Below are 20304 nucleotides of genomic sequence, written 5' to 3'. Positions count from 1 at the left end.
ACTGTAAAAATCCGTGTCCAACTGTGGCAAAAAAGTCTTTATAACCATAGACCGCTTGGAACTGAAACCGGTATAAATGGTCTAAGGAAAAGCATTTTTTTAAACCACCATTCATAGATAGCTTGGGGGCATTCACAAAAGAGGGGATACATCATGAGAAACCGTATTCAGATCATGTTATGCATACTAGTCTCGGTAAGCTTTGGCCAGGAAATGAAGTCACTTGACAAAGCTGCGATCTCTGTCTATTCAAAAATATTCAATGCAGACAAGAGCAACGTGGCGCGGCAGAATGCTCTGGCGAACAATAGCATCAAGTCCCTTTCTGTTGACAAAGCCACCCGGACAAGGCAACAACATCTCTTCTCCGATAAAATTGATGTAAAAGGAATCAGTAATCAGAAGAGCAGTGGGAGATGCTGGTTGTTTGCCGGACTCAATATTTTGCGCCCCGTGGTGATGGAGAAATATGATCTCGAAGCATTTGAATTTTCTCAAAACTTCCTCTTTTTTTATGACAAGCTGGAAAAATCAAATCTCTTCTTAAATCAGATGATACTCATGCGAGAGCGGGATATTCACGACCGTGAATTGGAATTCCTGTTGGATGCCCCTATCGGTGATGGAGGTCAGTGGAATATGGTTGTTGATCTGGTTGCCAAGTATGGTCTGGTACCCATGATTGCCATGCCGGAAACCTATGCCAGTTCTAATACCAACGACATGAATAAACTTTTAAAGAAAAGATTGCGAAAAGCGGCTTCCAAAATACGCATGGTTGCTGATTCCAGGACCCAGGCAATAATTCATCAAAAAACCATGGAGGATGTCTATAGAATTCTGGCTCTGGCCCTGGGTGAACCGCCCCAATCATTCACCTGGCAGTATGAAGATGATGATGGAAAGTTGAGCAAGGCAAAAATTTTCACGCCTCAACAATTTCGGGATGATGTGGTAAATCATGATCTGGCTGATTATGTTTATCTGCTTCAAAATCCCACAAAAGACTATTATCAAACCTATAGTATTATGCTTGATAGAGATATGGTTGAGCAGCCTGATATGGCTGTTTTAAATATTCCTGGAGATGTTATCAAAGCTCAGACCTTGAAGGCTGTTCTGGCTGATGAACCGATCTGGTTTGCCTGTGATGTTGGGCAGGAGCATCTGGGTTCAGATGGACTCATGGTCCGAGGAATCTATGATTATGAAGCCTTGCTGGGCGTGGATTTTAGCCTGACCAAAAGCGAGCAAATTTTGTATGGGGAATCCATCCCCACGCATGCCATGGTTTTTGTGGGTGTTGATCTTGTGGATAAAGAGGCGAGGCAGTGGCGGGTGGAAAATTCATGGGGAACCGAACGCGGAAACGAGGGCTACTGGCTCATGGATGATGCCTGGTTTGATCAATATTTGTACGGAGTGATTCTTCCCAAAAAGTATCTTGATAATAAGACTGCCATGGCGCTGGAGGTTAAACCCATCGTGCTGCCACCCTGGGATGCCATGTATCGTATGATCAGAGGGCCTGAATAAGACTCATTGAGCAGGTTCTTCTTGATAACAACGAATCTTACGAAGAAGACGAATAAATAAAAAGCCTGTTTCGTTCGCTTCGTTCAATTCGTTGTAAAGAATAAACGAACTTCTGAACTATAGCAGGACAGGGTTAATCTATCCTTTGACCAGACTCCAGGTCAAAGAATTGATAGGTCTCCGGTTCGGCATAAAGACTCAGCGCAGTTCCGATTTTGCGAGGTGCATTGTCAGCAACTCGTGCAATAAATGTATCCACCCCGGTAGTGCAGTATAGATAGGATTCGTTGCCCATGAGTTCGCTTACTTCAAGGCTTGCCTGTATACTCGAAGGGGCATCCATTAATTGAAAGTGCTCTGGACGAATTCCCAACCTGACCTTGCGACCATTAAAGGCTTTTAGCGTATTGGGATGCGCATCAACTATGGGTAAAGAGAATTTCTCATTCACCAATTGACCAGCCTGAATCTCCACGTCGAAAAAATTCATTGATGGGGAACCAATAAAACTCCCCACAAAATGGTTTTGTGGACGTTTATATATTTCCAGAGGTTCATCAGCCTGCATGATGTAACCATCCTTCATGACCACAATGCGATCACCCATGGTCATGGCTTCCACCTGGTCATGAGTAACATAAATCATGGTTGTTTTTAGACGGGCATGCAGTTTTTTAATCTCAGTCCGCATCTGAACTCTGAGTTTTGCATCAAGATTGGACAGGGGTTCATCAAACAGGAAGACAGAAGGTTTCCTGACGATGGCGCGACCCACGGCGACACGCTGCCGCTGGCCTCCGGACAATTCCTTGGGTCGGCGATACAGATAATCTTCAATACTGAGAATGTCTGCAGCTTCTTCAACTCGTTCCTTTATTTCCTTGTCAGAGTATTTCCGTAGACGCAAACCAAAGGCCATGTTCTCATAAACATTCATGTGGGGATAAAGGGCATAATTTTGGAAAACCATGGCGATATCACGATTTTTTGGCTCAACATCGTTTACTCGAGTATCACCAATGTATACATCACCACCACTGGCCTCTTCCAGGCCGGCAACGATTCTCAATGTGGTGGATTTTCCGCATCCAGAAGGTCCAACCAATACTGCAAATTCACCATCCTGGATTTCCAGGTCAATACTATGGAGTATTTGTGTTTCGCCATAAAACTTATCTAATTTTTTAAGGGTTACTTGAGCCATATTAGCTTCCTTTCAAAATGATTATGTCAGACACCAACTGACATCGCCCTGTCCTTCACGGATCACAACGGGCTGATCATCATCGGTCATATCAATCACAGAGGATAACTCTGCCCAGGTCGGGCCCGAATCCAGAATAAGATCGACCTGGCCTTCATAATACTCCGAAAATTCCTGGGGATCACTTGCAAAACTCTTTGCACTGATATTGACACTGGTTGAAATAATGGGATTCCCCAGAGCTTTTACAATGGCCAGAGTGAGAGGATGATCAGGGATTCTTACCCCTACTGTTTTCTGTTTTGATAGCAGTGCTTTGGGGACTTCTCTAGTCCCTGGCAGGATAAATGTATAAGGCCCGGGAAGATACTTCCGCAGGTTTCGATAATTAGAGGTAGATATTTTTGCATATTTGGAAATATCTTTAATATCTGAGCAGACAAAGCTCAGGGGTTTTTGTTTCTCCATCCCCTTGACCCGGTAGATTCTTTCGATACTGGCTTTTTGGGTGATATCACATCCCAGCCCATAAACAGTGTCAGTGGGATAGATGATCAGACCGCCATTTTTGAGAATATCCACGGCTTGATCGACAATTCGATCATTAATAGTATTTCCGTGAATCTCAATTCTCATGTGGCAAGATAATCCTTTATGATAGCCATGCTTTCCCCTGGTTTTTCAAAGGGGAAAAGATGCCCTGCATCGACGCTTTTAACAATATGATTTCCACTGAACCGCTTGATTCGTTTAAAACCACGCTGATTCACTGTATCGGATATCTCACCAATGATGAAAAGGGCAGGTAAAGGTAACTTTTTGGGGAGTCGCCAGACATTTAATGGGATGGACTGATAAATACTTGATTCAAGTTGGGGAGCACAAGATAGCAAAAATTCACCCTTTCCATCCTCACGCAGACAGGTGTCAACATAGGCTCCCAGAAATCGGGGTTCCCAACGAGAGAAAATTTTCTTCTTGGCATAATGTTTACGGGCAGAGGTCCTGTCCTGAAAATGATTTTTACGCCGCTCGGCAGCCTTTGCCAATGGAATGATATGAGTTAGGGAGAGGAGCTTTAAGACACGGAAAAAGACCAGAATTCGCTTCGGGAGCAGAACCGGATCCAGGAGAATAATTTTTTTAAACCAGTCTGGTCTTTGAATCGCCATGAGCATGATGACTATTCCACCGATTGAATGACCCATGGCAATCATGGGCTTCCCTGGTGGATTCTTATCAAGATGAGCTATATAATAGGTGGCCAAATCCACCCAGGCCTCGATACGACCATTCCAACGCGAATCACCATGACCGGGAAGATCGGGGGCCCAGATATCATATCCTGTGAACAGAGGTTCAAGAAATGGCTCATACATTTTTGACGAGAAACTGTTTGCATGGAGAAAAAAGAGGACTTCGCCTTCTGGATTGCCCAAACGGTTCATGGTGGGCACGGATGGAAATGGTGTCTGCATTGAAACAAATTAAGGTGAATGCACCCATGGAGAAGGGAAAAGACACTGGAATTCGATTCGTACACTTATATTTAAACCGCCAGAGCTTGTACAAACGATGCAGATATTCTGAAAGCAACGCCCAGATGAATTCAAGAATCCAGCTCACCTATATAGTGGTCACATTCGTTTTCATGACATTGTTTAATCCGACTGGTTTTGGACGTGAAAATTTAAAGCTAAAGATCACTCCGCAACATGAGAATGCTCTCTCAGGATCCGCTTTTGCTGACTCCATTAAATCAATGGCGTTAGCACAAAGAGAACAGGCCATTTTGGATGAAATAAAACAGGGCAATATGCCAGCTTTTCTCAGAGACCTGGTGGCCGTTGAAACCCGCCTGGCTATTGCGGATTCAAATTACTCCCTGACATTTTTTGTTATGCCGGATTATCTGTCCATTGGGTCAGAGTCAGATCATTTCCTCATGCCCATGACACCCATCCTGGCTCAAAAAGTGATGGACGAACTGGGTGGTATTTTGCCAACCAGGAAGATGGTAGACCTCATCTGGGCTGCTTCTAAGGTCAAGCTAACCCCTGAACCAACTCCTCCCAGTGCCGCCATGGTGACCGTAGGGGTATTCCGTGAGCACCACTCCATTGTGGAGACATCCCGTGGAGCTTTTTTGAGTGACCATCCTCTTGGAAGTCTGGTTAGCGGCCACAAAAAAGATGTGATATTATCCAATCAAATTGCTTCCAAACCTGAGAAGGTAATCATTTATGGTTGGCACTATCCAAATGGTGACCCCATACAGCCACTTTACAGCGGGCATGCAAATTGGTATGCAGACTATAGCCATGGGATTCGAGTCATCTTAAACAGATGTCTGTTGAATGACTCAGTTATGGAGCTCACACAAATATTAAGAGATCCAAACTTATATCGGTTAATTAGTGATGAATCTGGAGCAATGGAAACGACGCGCTATGATACCTCTCGATCAAATTATCCCTGATCGCTGACCAATCGTCCTCCCATAAAAACCCTTTACCGAAGAAATAGACCTCATCTGTCATTGGGATGACAAAAATGATGTGTCTTCAATGTAATTTATGGCTGGTCATTTGAAAATAAAGGCTGCGGAATGTTGATACGCATCGGCGGTACTCCAATTTTAAGATGTTGGAGGACTGGTAAATATCCGTCCGCAGCCGATTTTTATTCTTTTTTACTCAGAAAAGTGTGACACGATAAACTTGATGGCCGATTCAACATGGGTTTTCCAGAAAGTGTGAGAATGTGTCCCAGATTCTTCCCTGAAAACAATTTTGTATCCCTTAAACTCCAATAGTTTGGCCATCTCTTGATTCTCCTTGAATGTGAAATCATCACGTCCACACACAAGGAGCATATTGGGACTATTGAGGGGCGCTTGCTTCTCAGCGAGATGGAGAGGATTGTTTCTTTTCCAGCGGTCGGGATCATCGACATATAATCCCAGTGCTCCAGTTAGATGCCAATTTTCAGTATGCCGGGTGACATCCATGACACCACTTAAACTGGCCGCGGCTGCATAATTGTCGGGATATTTCAAGACTTGAGTTATGGCACCAAATCCACCCATACTGAGCCCCATGACCCCGTGATTCGCAGGGTCCATTGAGCCGTTAAAATTCACAACCATCCAGATTTTGATCTCCTGGAGGATGTGTGTCGCATAGTTACGTCCTGGACTTATCTCGGAATCAACCCACCAACCATCATAGCCACCATCTGGTAATACCAATAGAATCTGGTAGGTATCACACAAACTCTGTAAATCTGAATCATCTTCCCATTGGGTTTCATCCCCACTCCACCCGTGCAGCATGACAATAAAGGGATAACCACCTTTTCGATGGGGGTCGAACTGTGAGGGGGTGGCAACGATTACCTTGTTACTGTCGGACAAGGCTATTGAGGGCGTTTTTAAGTGTAGGATATCCCCAGAGACTGGAGAGAATGTAGTGACAATCAGAAAAAGAACGATAAGAGGTGCAGAAATTTTATAAGTTGGATTCATAATGCCAAAATATGCTTGAAATGAGAGCATAGGTCAAAGCATATATTAGCGTGTTGTACAATGTTCTGGGAGCAAATGAAAACCAGTTTCAAAGCGTGGGGTAATGCTTAAACTGAACTCCCAGGAAATTGAAACGTGAAAAAGGGAAGTTATGTCTAAGAAAAGCAGAAATATTATTTTATGGGTGGGTCTGAATGTTATCGCTTTGAGTTTGATTGTGCTCTTGAATATTTAAGCTAGTTCCCAATTACAAATATTGGCCTCTTTGCTTATCTTTTAGACTTAAGAATTGGCAGGCCATTTCCATGAAATCCTGGAAAGGATAAAAAATGAAGCATCTTTTTATAATATGTTTTTTCCTCATGAGTTTTATTGCACCGGGATATTCATGTACCTCTGCTGTGGTGAGTGGCAAAGCGACCGATGATGGCAGACCGCTGCTCTGGAAGCACCGGGATACGGGTGATTTGGAAAACAAGCTGGTTTACGCAGAAGGTAGTAAATATGACTTCGTCGGAGTTGCAAACAGAGTGGACACGCTCTCGCAGCAAATCTGGATGGGTTCCAATGAAGTTGGCTTTGCCATCATGAATACGGCTTCCTATAACCTGAATAAAGGACAAGTGTGTGATGTGCCGGATGATCAGGAAGGCTTGTTCATGCGCGCTGTTTTGGAAGTCTGTTCTGACCTGAGTGATTTCGAAGCTTTTATGGATAGCTCGGTGGGGACCTGGGGGTTGGCAGCAAATTTTGGAGTTATCGATGCCAGGGGAGGTGCAGCCTACTATGAAAAAGGATATTATGATTATACCAAATATGATGTGACTGATACTGATATCGCTCCAGAGGGATATCTCATCCGCACCAATTTTTCAATGTCCGGCACTACAGACAAGGGTTACGGGTTTATCCGTCATGATGTAACCAGCGAGCTTTTCAGCGAGCAAAAGTCGATTTCAGTTGATTTTATTCTTCAGGCTGCCACCCGCAATTTAAAGCATGGTTTATTGAAAAATGATCTCCGTTCTGATCCACTACCCCTGGACAGAAGTGATGAGAAGTATGTCCTTTTTCAAGATTATGTCGTCCGTACACTAAGTGCCTCAACCCTTTTAATTCAGGGCGTCCTACCCTCAGAAGATCCACAGCTCACAACCCTGTGGACGGTGCTCGGTTGGCAACCAGTGACTCTGGTAACACCGGTATGGGTAAAATCAGCTGCTCTGCTCCCAGACTTGGTTATATCCATAAATGGTGCCCCAGCCCCCATAAATGCTGCAGCCATGGAATTGAAAGCGAGCTGTTTCCCTGTTAAAAGAGGCAACGGTCCGGACTATCTGCTCCATTCACAGCTGACCAATCAAGCTGGAACCGGCCTGTTAGACATCATTCTTCCTGCTGAGAATAAAATTATAGAAAAAACGATGGCCATGCAAGCCAAGTGGCGCAAGAAGGGCTTACGGGACCGAGATTTGAAGAAATACAATAAATGGTTGGAGTCCTATATTCGTGAAACATATAAAAAAGACATAGGGCAAGAGATTGACAACTAATCACGAGCTGGGTGTGCCTCTCAGGCGCTTGATGATTCTGGCTGGTGTTTCAGCGACAGTTTATGCTTTAAATCGGCTACTCTTCATTCAGATGATGCCGGAGTTTGGTTTTCTGAGACAATATCTCAGTGATATACTAGCTCTCCCCGTTTATCTGCCAGTCTCGCTTTTTTTTGCCTGGAGACTTCACCTAATTCCCGTGGATTATAGGCTGCATTTCACCCATATCCTTGCAGCAGTAGTTATTTTTAGTTTAATATTTGAAGGCATCATACCTGTCTTTGATACAAGCACCATCCGGGATCCATTTGATATCCTGGCTTATTTTGCAGGGGGATTCTTGGTATATATCGTGGGGTTCTCGGTAAAAGTGAATCGAATTTCAACCCAATAAGATTGAGGGATGTATGCGACCATATTTATTAGGAGAAAGCACCTGGAAACAGGTCAGAGAGCAAGAAGTTGATCTGGTAATCTTGCCCTGGGGTGCCACTGAGGCACACAATCTTCACCTCCCCTATGCTACAGATGTTCTGCAGTCGGATCATCTTGCAGCGGAAGCCGCTCGGTTGGCACATGAACAAGGTGCGAATGTAATGGTCTTGCCCACCATACCATTTGGGGTGAACACGGGGCAGACAGATATTTATCTGGATATTAATCTGAATCCCAGCACCATGACGGCTATCGTAGGGGATGTGCTTGAAACACTTGATCGACAGGGTGTCCGCAAATTTTTGATCTTCAATTCTCATGGCGGGAATGATTTTAAACCTATTTTGAGGGAATTGGGTCTCCAGTATCCAGATATGTTTATGGCGTTTACAAATTGGTTCTCCACAGTTGATAAATCCCAGTATTTTGAGAATGATGGCGATCATGCTGATGAAATGGAGACGTCTCTCATGCTGCACATCAGACCAGATTTGGTACGCCCGCTTGCTGATGCAGGTCCTGGGACAGAGCGTAAAATTAAAATCAAAAGCATTCAGCAAGGCTGGGCTTGGACTGAGCGGAAATGGTCTGAAGTAACCGATGATACGGGTATAGGCGATCCCAGACAGGCCACCATTGAAAAAGGTGCTGCCTATTTCAAAGATGTCACACAAAAAATGGCCGATTTGTTTATTGAAATCGCCAATGCAGATCTCAACGACCTGTATGAATAGACATATCATTTTCGTAAAGCCGCTCCTGCTGTTGCAGGTTTCATGGCTTTTGGAATAACCTTTAGGATGTAATTGTAAGCTTCAGTTTGTGTGCTTTTTTTAACTGTTATCATTTGGGCGATAACCAACCCCGTTCAGGAAGCGTTTCTTCTCGTAGAGGTGCCGGCCGGCATGGCTTCCAGAGATAAATCTCAGTTAGAAGGGAACTTCCTCTTCTGCTTCTGCGACTGCAACGGTTGCATTTTCTTCAGCACCCTTTTTCCAGCCACCTAGCATGGTGAGTTTTTCCCCAACAACTTCTGTCATGTAATGACGCTTTTCTTCTTTGTCATCCCATGAGCGAGTCTGAAGACGTCCTTCCACATAAATCAGGGCACCTTTTTTGACGTAGTTTTCTGTGAACTCTGCGATCTTTCCAAAAACCACAACCCGATGCCATTCTGTAGTATCCTGAAACTCTCCTTTCCCATCTTTACGGGTCTCTGTCGTGGCTACGCTGATGGTTGCGATGGCCAATCCCTTTGTTGTGTGACGCACATCAGCATCGCTGCCTGTACGTCCAACCAATAGCACTCTGTTCACGCTATTGCGCTGCATAATACCCTCCTTTTGTTGGTTTGATTGGGAATATTTTATAAGATGAAACAGGGAGAAGCAAGAGAAAAATGAAAAAAACTATTAGATATTTAATATAGTATAAAAATGAACGTAATGACATTGGATCTGTATTTTCCAGCAAACAACTGGTTTTCCACTGCATCTTAGAAGTTAGATTGGGGGGGTAGGAATCACTCTAGTTGTTAGAAGGGACAGGGATGAGTTTACTTGATCAAGTGTTTTTAGTTGGCACCTATATCATTGCCATGTTGGCGTTATGGTCTCTGAGGAATAGAAAAAGCGATGGTGGCATGAGATATCCCTCCGACTATTATCATTCCGGTGCATTTGCAGTTTTGGGCATTGCCAGCTTGCTCCTAAGCATTTTTGGATGGGGGATTCTAGGAATTATGGGTGAAGGAACGAGCAATAAACTAGTGGCCATCGTGTCTTCAATCATCCCTTTCTCATGGGGAACGGGGTTGATTTCAAGGTTTTTTCCAAGATATGAAAAATTCTTCCTGGGTTTGATGATCCTCGGTCTAGGTCTTATCACTTTGAGTCGATTTATGGATGCACCCTTAATGGCGAGAATTGTTTATCCAGTGTTTCATAGCACAGCGGCATCAGTCGTAATTGCCACCCCGATAATCGCAGCAAAAAGAGGGCTTATGAATTCGCATTTTCTCTCAATTTCAGTTGGAGGTGCCCTGATAAGTGCGACTGGTATTTCCCTGGCATTTCTGGCAGCAGGAAGACAATTATTGTTTTTGTCTCAAGAGATCGTCTTAATGATCTTTGGACCCATACTCTTTGCTGTGGCGGTACTTTATTTCTGGGGTCTGGTTCATGGAGAAAAATCCTGAGTGTCTTATGCAGATTTTTCAACTCAACTAGTCGAGTTGAGATGTTGTTATTCGTGAAAAAACGGTTTATATAAATTACTGATTGATAATTGACAACCCCCTGAACGGGAAAAATTCCACTGGAAACTTTATGAGAAACGCCAATCCATCTTTCCGACACCACATCCTTCAATCAATATTCGTATTGGTCCTCCTGGTCACTGTAGGTCCAGTCGAAGCAGGTGAAAATCTGGATTCGCTCTTTATTGAAGCACGAAAGGCAGCTACAGAATTAGGTGATCGAGACCTGGCCATTGAGCTGTGTCAACATGCCCTCGAAATCAACCCCAATTACCACGATTTTAAAATCCTCATGGGGCGATGCTATAGTTGGGGAGGGAACTACGACAAAGCCGAAGAGGTGCTTACCCAGGTTGTAGAAGCCGCTTCATCGTATCAGGACGCCCGGAATGCTCTACTTGACACCTATATCTGGTCCAAGCAAGATGAGAAAGCCCTGGCCTTATTAGAAACCTCAGTCCAGATGTACCCCAAAGATCTGGGATATATGGTCAAACAGCTTCAGGTTTTTGAAAGACAGAAAAAAATCCCTGAAGCGATGACAATTGCTAAGGAAATTTTAGTCCTTGAACCAAACCATAGCATGGCACAAGAGTTTATAGAACGTGTCGAAGTCTCTGAAATCACACGTTCTACTACTTTGCGATACACATACAATCGTTTAGCTGAAACAAACACAGAATGGCAATTTGTTGTCGTGGAGCCAAGTCTAGATCCATGGCATTGGGTGTCATTAGAGCATAAAGAATCATTAGCATTTGGTCCTGTTATCTTCAAACTGAATTATGCCAGTCGATTCCAAAACACGGCCAGTCAGATTGAAGTGGAATCATATCCAGTGCTTAGAAAAGGAACCTATTTCTACACTGGTATCGGCTTATCAAAATCAGATTTATTCCCTTCTTTTAGACTGGGTCTGGAGGTGTTTCAGGCTTTGCCCAAAGATTTTGAAGCCTCACTGGGTTTTAGATATCTCCAGGTTCCTGATAAACAAATCCCCATTTATGTGAGCTCCCTGGGAAAATATTGGCAATCCTACTGGTTCAATTTTAAAACGTATATTTCACCATCGAATTCAAGTCTATCTAAATCATGGATATTCTCTGTCCGGAAATATCTTTCCAATCCCCAAAATTTCATTGACGTCTACGCGGGTTCAGGCGTCTCGCCTGATGCAAACCTGGGTGGAGAAGAAATTGAGTTTTTGGGGAGTCGTAGTTTTGGTACTACCCTGAGAATTACTGTTAAACCACAATATGATGTGAATGTTGGGTTACATCTCTCCAATCTTGAAACCAGGGCTGATTCTTTTCGTGGAGATACTGGATTACAGATATCATTTACGAAACATTATTAGAGGAATCAAGGGCGTCATGATTGTTGGAATTAGGCTCGCCTAAGTGACATATATTACACTGAGATATGATTAAAAATATCTTGATTAGGTTTTGAGCTAATTCAAGTCATCTTGAAGGGATGAAAGAATTAAACAGGGGCTAAAAGAATGAAAAGAAATACACCAATTATATCACTCGCCATCCCATTTCTCATGGCAGGAATTCTAAGTAGTTGTACTGAGCCACCGGATGATGGCCGCATAATTCTGGTAAATAATCAGTCAACACTTCTAAATCGGATCACTTACGTCAATCAGATCATTGAAATTGATACAACGCTACAAACGGGAGGTCTGGTAAAACCTGCAGTTGATCCAGTAAGTCTTGTCTTAATTGCAGAGGTTGACCCGCCAACCATTGATGGGCAAGTCCTGCAAGCGACAGATATTTATATTAAGGGAGATAAAGCCTATGTTTCCTATAACATGATTGGTGAGCCCTATCTAGGCGCAGTGGATATTTTTGATATTAAGGATGAAGATGATCCAGAGTTAAAATCATCCATGCTTTTTACTGATTCAGACGTTAATGGCTTAACCTTTAAGGATAACAATTTGTATCTAGCCATGGCTACGAACCGTGATGAATTTAATTCTCCTGCTGTTGTTGAAAAAGTCCGTGTTAGAAATGATGCTCTGACGGATGAAACAGAAACATTTGATGTCCCCAGTTGGGCAGCCACAGATGTTGAAGTGACAGACAACCACCTTTTTGTGACTTCTGGAGCAGATAGTGGATATGTGACCGTGATTAAGCTTAGCAATGATGAGGTTGTCTTTTCGTATCCCGTTGAGGACGCTCGTGGTGTTGATACTGACGGAGATGATGTAGCGGTTGTCGCCGGAACTCCAGCCCGCATGGTTACCTTTGACTATGATTCAGGGGAAATGCTGAATGACTATGACCTGGAAGGCGCATCAATTGATTTTTCGAAATCAACCATTGAAATCCATAGAAAAAAAGCTGTTTTGGCGCTTGGAGATGGTGGTACCCAAATTATATGTCTGGAAGATGGCTCTGTTATCGAACAGATCGCGCCCCCGGTGGTAGATGATCTGGATCCATCTGTGACAGTTACCAATGCCGCCTCAACTGACAGTAAGACCTTGTATATGTCCAACGGTGAGGCAGGTGTTTATGTCGCCTATACCAGGGATAAATTTGATTCAAGAGATTGTGATGTTGATGATCTTAAGTTGATTGGTCAGTTTCGTCTGGATGATTTAGAATCAGTCAATGCTGTTAAGGTCGAAAAAGACTATTTGTTCATAGCTGGCGGACTTGGTGGTTTAAAAATTCTGGAAGTAACCGAAGCGGATGATTAAGAGGGTTCTCTCCCAGGAATATTAATCAGGGTTTGTCCAGGATCCGTTCAACCAAATTAGTCTGACTCACATAAGCTCGAATCATTTCAAGATCTGGATGAAAATCAATTTCCCCCCAATCAGTGGGATCACACTGACTGAAATGAACTTTATGCCCGGCATCGATAATATTCTGAATGGCTTTTAAGTAAAAGACATTCAGGTTTTCAGGGTCACGAACCATGGACTCTAGCATATCTCTATAAATGCCAGGTCCTGATCCACAGAACTTGATTATTCCCACAGATTCACCATTGGCTTCTTCCACAGGAACCTTTTTACTCACCCGCTTTACGAGACCATCAGCTGAGATAATCTTCATATCATCTTCATCATACTGGATTTTGATATCCGTAACCATGGTGATGGGATAGGCGCTTTTCATCAACTCGCGGATAACTGAGACATCGAAGATATCATCCCCATTAATGGTAATAAATTCATTAGAAAAACAATGCCGGGCCATCCAGACTGAGACGAGATTATTTGAGCTCTCAAAAAATGGGTTGTAAACGATCTCAATATTAAAATCCGAGCCATACTCCTTCAGCTTGGATTCTATCTGATCAGCCCGGTATCCAATGATCATGACGATGTCCTTGATACCACACTCCTTAAGGCTGTGCAATTGTGTTTCCAGAAGCGTAATTCCCTGGCCGACATCAACTAGACTCTTGGGGATATCTTTTGTGATTGGGTAAAGTCGTCTGCCTGTTCCGGCTGCAATAATAATAGCCTTCACTAATAATCCTTTCCTACAATAGCTTGATCATCTACCCGAAAATCCCATTCTTTTTGCGGTTCCCTCCAGGCTCCATAGCGGTAGGTCAGGTATCCATCATAGTCAGAGGGGATGAGATAGTCTTTGTCCTTAAAACGAATAGTAGAAAGTGACTCGGTAAAGTGAGAGGGCGTGGACTTGAGCACCCGTTTCTTGACGCCAACCACCCAGAAACATTCAGCCCCAATCTTGCGCTTAATAAAAACATCCAGCGTGACTTTCCCTTTTTTCAGCCCACGAGTATAATTACGGATTTTGATGATTTTCAGTTCACCCCTTTTAAAGGGTCCCATATCAGTTTGATGGTTTTGGAGTGTTAATCGGTATCCTTGAAGCAATAGCATGGGGATGATCAACCAGAGCTTGGATTTATGGGTGTCATACATGGAGATGTCCATATCATTATCCCAGGGTAGGAGTCGCTGCTCTCGGACAAGCCCAATTTGAGTGCCACCTTCCAGCCAGTATGGGGCACTCACCAGATCGCAGATACGAGTCACATCACGGAGCATCTTTTCAGCGATCTGAAGATTGTTTCCATCAGACAATTTATATTTACCGGACAACGTACCTCCAGAATAGCCCTTACAGTTTAAACGAAGCAAAAACTTACCTACAGTTTAAACGAAACCAGGGGATATGTGACTTGATAAAACAACACAAGCGCTGGTTTTGCTGACCTTCTAAGTGAGTTGTCGACTTGAGGTGGGGGTGATGTGACGGGGCTAAATATCAGTTGGTTCGGGAAAAATTAAAGTAAAGGTGGACCCAAAGCCCTTTTCACTGGTAACGTTAATTTTTACATGATTCATATCGAGATAGCGCTTGGACAAGGCGAGGCCAAGTCCAATACCCTGGTAATCTTTTGCAAGACCTTCACTTTCTTGTGAAAATACCTGGAACATGCGTTCGCGATATTCATCAGAAATGCCTATACCAGTATCGGTGAAAGTAAGGTGGAGGTTACCATCCACCCGGTCAAGCAGAACAGTAACACTGCCTTTATCGGTGTACTTGATGGCATTCTGCAGAATATTATGGATTGCATGATAAACGGAATATTGGTCAAACTGGACTTCATCAGCTTCGGTGAGGAGTTCACATATAAGCTTGAGTCCCTTTTCTTCGGCATCTGGGGCGAGCTTCTCACAAAGCAATTGAATAAGTTGACCCAAACGGTGCATTTTTGAATCCAGTCGAAGTGTCCCTGCTTCCAACTCTGATATGTTAATGATAGAATCAAGCGTGCGCAGCAGGCGTTGACTGCTATTATTTATAAATTTGAAGTAATCTTCATCAGCCGGCTTCAGATTATCTCCAAGACTCTCTTTGAGACGACCGGTAAAACCAGTAATCGTGGTGAGAGGTGTGCGGATTTCGTGGGTGATATTTGCAATGAACTGGTCTTTTACCTTATTGGCATTCCGGGCATCGATGAGCGCTTGCTCCAGACTTTCTTCAGCGCGCTTCCAACCCGTGATATCACGACTTACCCCCAGAACGGCGGTAATATTCCCAGATCGATCGCGGACAGGGTTAATGGAGGTACTCACCCATATGGCCTTGCTCGTCGTGGGCATTGGGGTTTCGTAGGTAGCGCTTTCACCACTGATAAAGGTTTTATTCAGATAGCCCTTAAAAGTTTCAACTGTCTGAGGTGGAAATAACTCAGAGATATTTTTGCCTTCAATTTCATCAATGCTGCGACTTAAATATTTTGTGGCGGCGCGATTGACGGATTGCACCACGCCCTTGCTATCGATAAGAAAAATGATATCAGAAGAATACTCAAGGAGGGTGCGATATTTTGCTTCATTCACAATATGCAGGGCTTCCATTTCACGTTGCTCAGATAAATCTCTGATATAAATGCGGGCCCCGACTGGAACCATATCATTATCCAGAACAAAGGCTCCCTGGCATTCCCCCAAAAAACCTTCACCATTTTTCTTCATCATCATGAAGTCATAGAGATCTTGTTTCTCATAACGGGTATAGGCAGTGTGATTCTGGTAATTTTCCAGGCCAAACTTTTCGGCTACCCTGATGGATCGCGCGTATTCATTGTCATTCTGGAATATATCTCTGAGAGGTAAGCCAGCCTCAATATCGGTTTGGGTGAATTCGAAAAGGGAGAAGGCGATGCGGTTCATATATATAATACTACGACTGGCGAGATCTATTTCAATCAAGGCACCGGGGAGAAAATCAAAATACTGATGCGATTCTCGTTTGTAATTGTGCATAGCTTCCATACTCCACCATTAATTATCAAGTGCGTGGCTGCGATAGGGCTTGGGCTGAGGAAGGATTTTGGAGATGGGGCATATGATGCGTGAACCTCCATGATGTCCCAACATCAACCTGATATTCGTGTATTCCCCACTTGATTGGGGAAAAGATAATCCATGCCTGCTAAACCAGCAAGTCAAGAATTCTCACCACATTATGGCGAAAATAGTTAAAAACAGGAAATAAATATTAATTGTTAATCAAACTATAACAGTTTGAAGTCAGCCTCCAGTAAATCCCCAGAGTTTGGGCCGACAAAAACTTTAAAATCTCCAGGCTCCCAACTGAATTGCATGTCCTGGTCCCAAAAGCGCAACTCCTCAGCGCTCAAAGTGAAATGAATTGTCTGTGATTCACCGGAGTCGAGCATGATTTTTTGAAAACCTTCCAGCTCCAATATGGGACGTGTAACCGACCCGATCATATCACGAACATATAATTGGACCACTTCTTCACCAGCTACAGGACCTGAGTTTTTCACAGTCACTTCAACAGAAATGATCTCTCCGGCGTGAAGGCTGGATTTATCCAATTCAAGATTGCTATACTCAAATTCAGTATAGCTTAAACCATATCCGAAGGGGTACTGTGGACCGTGCTCTTCATCGATGTATTTTGTGGTGTAGCGGTCATTGGCATCAAAGGCTCTACCGGTGTGTTTATGATTGTAGTATATGGGTATTTGACCCTCTGAACGCGGGATGGTCACAGGAAGCTTTCCGGAGGGATTGTAGACGCCGAAAAGCACATCAGCGATGGCGGGACCAGATTGTACACCGAGATGCCATGTTTCAAGAACAGCATCACAATTCTCATACATCCAGGGTTCAGCGATGGGTCGTCCATTCATAAGAACAACCACCACTGGTTTTCCAGTGGCTTTGAGCATCTGGAGTAGTTCCAATTGAACACCTGGAAGGCCAATATCTGAACGACTTAACGCTTCCCCGCTCATCAGGGCTTCTTCACCCACTACAGCGATAATTACATCTGCCTGCTTGGCCATAGTACGGGCTTTTTTGAAGCCGGTTTTGTCATCAGAATTGACTTCACAACCAGGTGTTGTCAAAATTTCTGTTTTTTCACTTACTGCAAGCTTGACCCCTTCCAAAAGGGTCGTGACATTTTCGCTATTCCCTTGCGCAGACCAGGTTCCCATTGGCGTGACTGGATCATTAGCCAGGGGACCGATGACGGCAATTTTTGCCAGGTCCATGCTCAGAGGGAGAGTATTGTGCCTGTTTTCAAGAAGCACGATGGATTTTTTTGCAACCTCTCGAGCATGCTTGAAATGATCATTGTGAAGAACATATTCAGTTTCTCTCTCCGTATCGCAATAACGAAAGGGGTCTTCAAATAATCCCAGGTCATATTTGATACCGAGAATTCGTTTTACCGCATCATCAATCATCGCGATGTAGGATGCATCCTCGGCGACTAATTCCTCTAAGTAGGTTTCATAGGTTGTTGATACCATTTCCATATCACAACCAGCAGCTAGGGATAGTCTGGCGGCGTCCTTGTCAGATGCAGCATAGCCATGGTCAGTCATTTCCTGAACAGAAGCCCAATCGGAGACAACAAAGCCCTGGAAATCCCATTCCTTCTTCAAAATCTGGCGAACCAACAGGTGACTGGCTGATGCTGGTGTACCATTCAGATCATTAAAACCATTCATGAAAGAGGCAACTCCAGCTTTGGCAGCTGCCATGAAGGGGGGGAGATATATTTCGCGTAGCGTATGTTCGGAAACTTCGGTGGTATTATAGTCACGACCACCTTCAGCAGCACCGTATGCAGCAAAATGTTTTGCCGTTGCAGCAATGGTCATGGTGCTTGAAAGTTCATCACCCTGATATCCTTCAACCCGGGCAACAGCTACCTTTGATCCCCACCAGGGATCTTCACCGGCACCTTCCATGATGCGCCCCCAGCGAGGGTCTCGGGCAATATCCACCATGGGAGCAAAATTCCAGTGGACACCTGCAGCTGCAGCTTCTATGGCTGTGATTTCAGCAGATCTTTTGATGAGATCAAGATCCCAACAGGCGGCCTCCCCCAGGGGAATGGGAAAAGTGGTGGCATATCCATGAATCATATCATAACCAAAGATCAGGGGGATGCCCAAACGAGAACCATTTACGGCCATTTCTTGAGCTTCTCTGGTTCTCTCCGCGCCCACAACGTTTAGAAAAGAGCCAAGACGTCCTGTGCGTACCAATTCCAGTGTGCTGGAATCGGAGGTGATGGGACCTGTAAATTCGAAACTACCCGTAGCCTGGCTCATTTGTCCGATTTTTTCAGAGAGGGTCATCTTATTGAGAAGAGAATCAATAAATGCCTCTTTTGGTGAAAGGTTTTGAGCCTGTTCTGGACCAGAACACCCAAAAAAGATTCCAAGTAGTAGCGTAGATAATATCAGTCGCATTTGCCCCATCCTATTTGTCGGTTTTATAGTTTTGATACCCTGATATAATAAGATTCTATTTTCAAAATACTCTTAAAACCAGGTTGAATAATTCTTCATTTTCCTGGATATATTTGGGAAGTTGGGATGCAAATTGATGGATAGTTATTTCTCCATCTGAGTAATATAAGAGAAGAGGGACACATGTTCAGATTTAGCCACCTGTTTATCACAATGCTATTTTCAACAAGTCTTATTGCTGGTCCTGAAGACTGGCGAATTGCGTTGTGCATCTCTGACGATCCGCAACATCAGATGAATGTGTCCTGGCGCACTGTGGCGGAGCTGGACAGTCCCCACGTGCAGCTTGCACTTAATTCGCCACTGGTAAAATTTTACAAGGATCATCGTGAATTTAGTGCTCATGTAGAAGCAGTGGTACTGAGCGATAGCAGCGAAGTGTTTGCATATTCCTCAAAAATGAGAAACCTGGAGCCAGGAACTTCATATGCCTATCGAGTGGGTTCCAAGGAGCAGTGGAGCGAGTGGTTTGTTTTCGAAACGGCCAAAAGCACTGAGGACTCCTTTCGCTTTCTCTATTTTGGAGATCCTCAGAACGGATTACTCAGCCACGTGTCAAGAGCGATCAGGGCAGGATACCGGGAGGCGCCTGAGGCGGCTTTCCTTACCATGGCTGGAGATTTGGTCTCGGTGCCTGGCATTGATCAGCAATGGGCAGATCTTTTCCATGCAGGATCTTGGATTTTTGGCCAGGTACCTCAGGTGCCCGTGATGGGAAACCATGCCTACTACATCAATGGGAAATGGCTGGACGAGTACTCTCCTTACTGGCGACCCCACTTCACTTTGCCGGAAAATGGTCTGGCTATACTTCCTGAGACAAACTATTTCTTTCACTACCAGGGATTGCTTTTTGTCGTCTTGAATGGGAGCGAGCAATTGAAAGAGCAGGCAATCTGGCTGGATCAACTCTTGGATCAAACTGAGAGTACCTGGATCATCGTTAGCATGCATCAACCGCTTTATTCTACTGGACGGGGCAGAGATGGGACCAAAAGGCGAGATGCATTTTTGCCAGTATTCGACAAATATGAGGTGGATCTGGTTCTCCAGGGGCACGATCACACTTTCGGGCGTACCTATCCCTTGAAAAATAGTAAGCGAGTTAGGGGTCGCCAGAAGGGAACAGTTTATATCAATTCAGTCTCTGGGTCGAAACAATACAAGCTGGAGCCAGCGATTGAAAATGTGTTTGCTGTAACTGACGCTGATCAGCAATTCTATCATGTCATAGATGTCCAACCCTCGAAACTCAAGTTGTCTTCCTACACAGTGGATGGGGCGCTGAGAGATGAAATCATCATCAAGCCGTCTAAATTGAGGTAAAAATTGTCCCGAAATCAGGCGAACATGCCATGTTCTAGTGGAGTGAAACACTGCCCCATGGGGAGTGTCATTCCGTAGCTCAGGGGTGAGTTACTACCTGAATTACCACGATTTTTGTTGTCCAGGCAGCTTCTTTTTTTCTTTT

General features: G+C 44.1%; 18 protein-coding genes. 9 read left to right on the top strand and 9 right to left on the bottom strand.

Features of this window, described 5'->3' with window-relative positions; genetic code table 11:
* The first annotated feature begins 153 nt into the window (after positions 1 to 153).
* On the top strand, positions 154 to 1536 hold the full coding sequence (locus ISR87_01160; GenBank protein ID MBL7024035.1) for a C1 family peptidase: 1383 nt from the start codon (positions 154 to 156) through the stop codon (positions 1534 to 1536).
* Between the two features lie 133 nt (positions 1537 to 1669).
* Here the strand turns inward: ISR87_01160 and ugpC are convergent, their stop codons facing one another.
* The 3 genes from ugpC to ISR87_01145 are packed head-to-tail and all read right to left on the bottom strand — an operon-like array spanning position 1670 to position 4218.
* Positions 1670 to 2740, bottom strand: coding sequence for a sn-glycerol-3-phosphate ABC transporter ATP-binding protein UgpC (gene ugpC, locus ISR87_01155; GenBank protein MBL7024034.1), 1071 nt, complete (start codon positions 2738 to 2740; stop codon positions 1670 to 1672).
* 21 nt (positions 2741 to 2761) lie between these two features.
* On the bottom strand, positions 2762 to 3376 hold the full coding sequence (locus tag ISR87_01150) for a threonylcarbamoyl-AMP synthase (protein MBL7024033.1): 615 nt from the start codon (positions 3374 to 3376) through the stop codon (positions 2762 to 2764).
* Positions 3373 to 4218: an alpha/beta hydrolase gene (locus tag ISR87_01145; GenBank protein MBL7024032.1), complete on the bottom strand. Its 846-nt coding sequence runs from the start codon at positions 4216 to 4218 to the stop codon at positions 3373 to 3375. Before ISR87_01145 ends, ISR87_01150 begins: the two co-directional genes overlap by 4 nt.
* 125 nt (positions 4219 to 4343) lie before the next feature.
* On the opposite strand from ISR87_01145, the gene ISR87_01140 reads away from it, so the two are divergent.
* A complete protein-coding gene (locus tag ISR87_01140; protein MBL7024031.1) occupies positions 4344 to 5219 on the top strand; it encodes a hypothetical protein in 876 nt (291 codons plus the stop codon).
* Between the two features lie 213 nt (positions 5220 to 5432).
* Here ISR87_01140 and ISR87_01135 read toward each other — a convergent pair whose 3' ends face one another.
* Positions 5433 to 6266, bottom strand: a complete 834-nt coding sequence (locus ISR87_01135; GenBank protein ID MBL7024030.1) for a prolyl oligopeptidase family serine peptidase — start codon at positions 6264 to 6266, stop codon at positions 5433 to 5435.
* Between the two features lie 329 nt (positions 6267 to 6595).
* Here ISR87_01135 and ISR87_01130 point away from each other — a divergent pair, with 329 nt between their 5' ends.
* The 3 genes from ISR87_01130 to ISR87_01120 are packed head-to-tail and all read left to right on the top strand — an operon-like array spanning position 6596 to position 8988.
* Complete coding sequence (locus ISR87_01130; GenBank protein ID MBL7024029.1) at positions 6596 to 7819, top strand: hypothetical protein; 1224 nt, start codon at positions 6596 to 6598, stop codon at positions 7817 to 7819.
* Positions 7809 to 8213, top strand: coding sequence for a hypothetical protein (locus ISR87_01125; GenBank protein MBL7024028.1), 405 nt, complete (start codon positions 7809 to 7811; stop codon positions 8211 to 8213). Before ISR87_01130 ends, ISR87_01125 begins: the two co-directional genes overlap by 11 nt.
* 13 nt (positions 8214 to 8226) lie before the next feature.
* Entirely contained in the window at positions 8227 to 8988 is a 762-nt protein-coding gene (locus ISR87_01120) for a creatininase family protein (protein MBL7024027.1), read from the top strand.
* A 195-nt stretch (positions 8989 to 9183) separates the two neighbouring features.
* On the opposite strand, the gene ssb is transcribed toward ISR87_01120, so the two are convergent.
* Entirely contained in the window at positions 9184 to 9585 is a 402-nt protein-coding gene (gene ssb / locus ISR87_01115) for a single-stranded DNA-binding protein (GenBank protein ID MBL7024026.1), read from the bottom strand.
* 218 nt (positions 9586 to 9803) lie between these two features.
* Between ssb and ISR87_01110 the strand changes: the two genes are divergently transcribed.
* The 3 genes from ISR87_01110 to ISR87_01100 all read left to right on the top strand — a co-directional run bounded on the left by ISR87_01110 (position 9804) and on the right by ISR87_01100 (position 13233).
* On the top strand, positions 9804 to 10451 hold the full coding sequence (locus tag ISR87_01110) for a hypothetical protein (GenBank protein MBL7024025.1): 648 nt from the start codon (positions 9804 to 9806) through the stop codon (positions 10449 to 10451).
* Between the two features lie 130 nt (positions 10452 to 10581).
* A complete protein-coding gene (yaiO, locus tag ISR87_01105; protein MBL7024024.1) occupies positions 10582 to 11868 on the top strand; it encodes a YaiO family outer membrane beta-barrel protein in 1287 nt (428 codons plus the stop codon).
* A 147-nt stretch (positions 11869 to 12015) separates the two neighbouring features.
* On the top strand, positions 12016 to 13233 hold the full coding sequence (locus tag ISR87_01100; protein ID MBL7024023.1) for a hypothetical protein: 1218 nt from the start codon (positions 12016 to 12018) through the stop codon (positions 13231 to 13233).
* A 25-nt stretch (positions 13234 to 13258) separates the two neighbouring features.
* On the opposite strand, the gene ISR87_01095 is transcribed toward ISR87_01100, so the two are convergent.
* The 4 genes from ISR87_01095 to bglX all read right to left on the bottom strand — a co-directional run bounded on the left by ISR87_01095 (position 13259) and on the right by bglX (position 18782).
* Positions 13259 to 14014 (bottom strand): phosphocholine cytidylyltransferase family protein, encoded by a 756-nt coding sequence (locus ISR87_01095; protein MBL7024022.1) that lies wholly within the window; start codon positions 14012 to 14014, stop codon positions 13259 to 13261.
* Positions 14014 to 14619: a LicD family protein gene (locus ISR87_01090; protein ID MBL7024021.1), complete on the bottom strand. Its 606-nt coding sequence runs from the start codon at positions 14617 to 14619 to the stop codon at positions 14014 to 14016. Before ISR87_01090 ends, ISR87_01095 begins: the two co-directional genes overlap by 1 nt.
* A 159-nt stretch (positions 14620 to 14778) precedes the next feature.
* The gene (locus ISR87_01085; GenBank protein ID MBL7024020.1) at positions 14779 to 16299 is read right to left on the bottom strand and encodes a PAS domain S-box protein; all 1521 of its coding nucleotides are present in this window, start codon (positions 16297 to 16299) and stop codon (positions 14779 to 14781) included.
* A 251-nt stretch (positions 16300 to 16550) separates the two neighbouring features.
* A complete protein-coding gene (gene bglX / locus ISR87_01080; GenBank protein ID MBL7024019.1) occupies positions 16551 to 18782 on the bottom strand; it encodes a beta-glucosidase BglX in 2232 nt (743 codons plus the stop codon).
* 174 nt (positions 18783 to 18956) lie between these two features.
* On the opposite strand from bglX, the gene ISR87_01075 reads away from it, so the two are divergent.
* Complete coding sequence (locus tag ISR87_01075) at positions 18957 to 20159, top strand: metallophosphoesterase family protein (protein ID MBL7024018.1); 1203 nt, start codon at positions 18957 to 18959, stop codon at positions 20157 to 20159.
* Positions 20160 to 20304 lie beyond the last annotated feature (145 nt).

It is taken from the genome of Candidatus Neomarinimicrobiota bacterium (assembly GCA_016784545.1).
Classification (GTDB): domain Bacteria; phylum Fidelibacterota; class UBA8477; order UBA8477; family JABMPR01; genus JABMPR01.
Note: the sequence above shows the minus strand (reverse complement) of the source record. Positions and strands in the feature narration are given on the sequence as shown.

Excerpts from the sequence above, each read along its gene's own strand:
- ISR87_01085 (MBL7024020.1), bottom strand. The coding sequence starts at position 16,299 with ATGCACAATTACAAACGAGAATCGCATCAGTATTTTGATTTTCTCCCC.
- ISR87_01100 (MBL7024023.1), top strand. The coding sequence starts at position 12,016 with ATGAAAAGAAATACACCAATTATATCACTCGCCATCCCATTTCTCATG.
- ISR87_01120 (MBL7024027.1), top strand. The coding sequence starts at position 8,227 with ATGCGACCATATTTATTAGGAGAAAGCACCTGGAAACAGGTCAGAGAG.
- ISR87_01135 (MBL7024030.1), bottom strand. The coding sequence starts at position 6,266 with ATGAATCCAACTTATAAAATTTCTGCACCTCTTATCGTTCTTTTTCTG.
- ISR87_01130 (MBL7024029.1), top strand. The coding sequence starts at position 6,596 with ATGAAGCATCTTTTTATAATATGTTTTTTCCTCATGAGTTTTATTGCA.
- ISR87_01160 (MBL7024035.1), top strand. The coding sequence starts at position 154 with ATGAGAAACCGTATTCAGATCATGTTATGCATACTAGTCTCGGTAAGC.
- ISR87_01150 (MBL7024033.1), bottom strand. The coding sequence starts at position 3,376 with ATGAGAATTGAGATTCACGGAAATACTATTAATGATCGAATTGTCGAT.
- yaiO (MBL7024024.1), top strand. The coding sequence starts at position 10,582 with ATGAGAAACGCCAATCCATCTTTCCGACACCACATCCTTCAATCAATA.
- ISR87_01075 (MBL7024018.1), top strand. The coding sequence starts at position 18,957 with ATGTTCAGATTTAGCCACCTGTTTATCACAATGCTATTTTCAACAAGT.
- ssb (MBL7024026.1), bottom strand. The coding sequence starts at position 9,585 with ATGCAGCGCAATAGCGTGAACAGAGTGCTATTGGTTGGACGTACAGGC.
- ugpC (MBL7024034.1), bottom strand. The coding sequence starts at position 2,740 with ATGGCTCAAGTAACCCTTAAAAAATTAGATAAGTTTTATGGCGAAACA.
- ISR87_01110 (MBL7024025.1), top strand. The coding sequence starts at position 9,804 with ATGAGTTTACTTGATCAAGTGTTTTTAGTTGGCACCTATATCATTGCC.
- ISR87_01140 (MBL7024031.1), top strand. The coding sequence starts at position 4,344 with ATGAATTCAAGAATCCAGCTCACCTATATAGTGGTCACATTCGTTTTC.
- ISR87_01145 (MBL7024032.1), bottom strand. The coding sequence starts at position 4,218 with ATGCAGACACCATTTCCATCCGTGCCCACCATGAACCGTTTGGGCAAT.
- bglX (MBL7024019.1), bottom strand. The coding sequence starts at position 18,782 with ATGGGGCAAATGCGACTGATATTATCTACGCTACTACTTGGAATCTTT.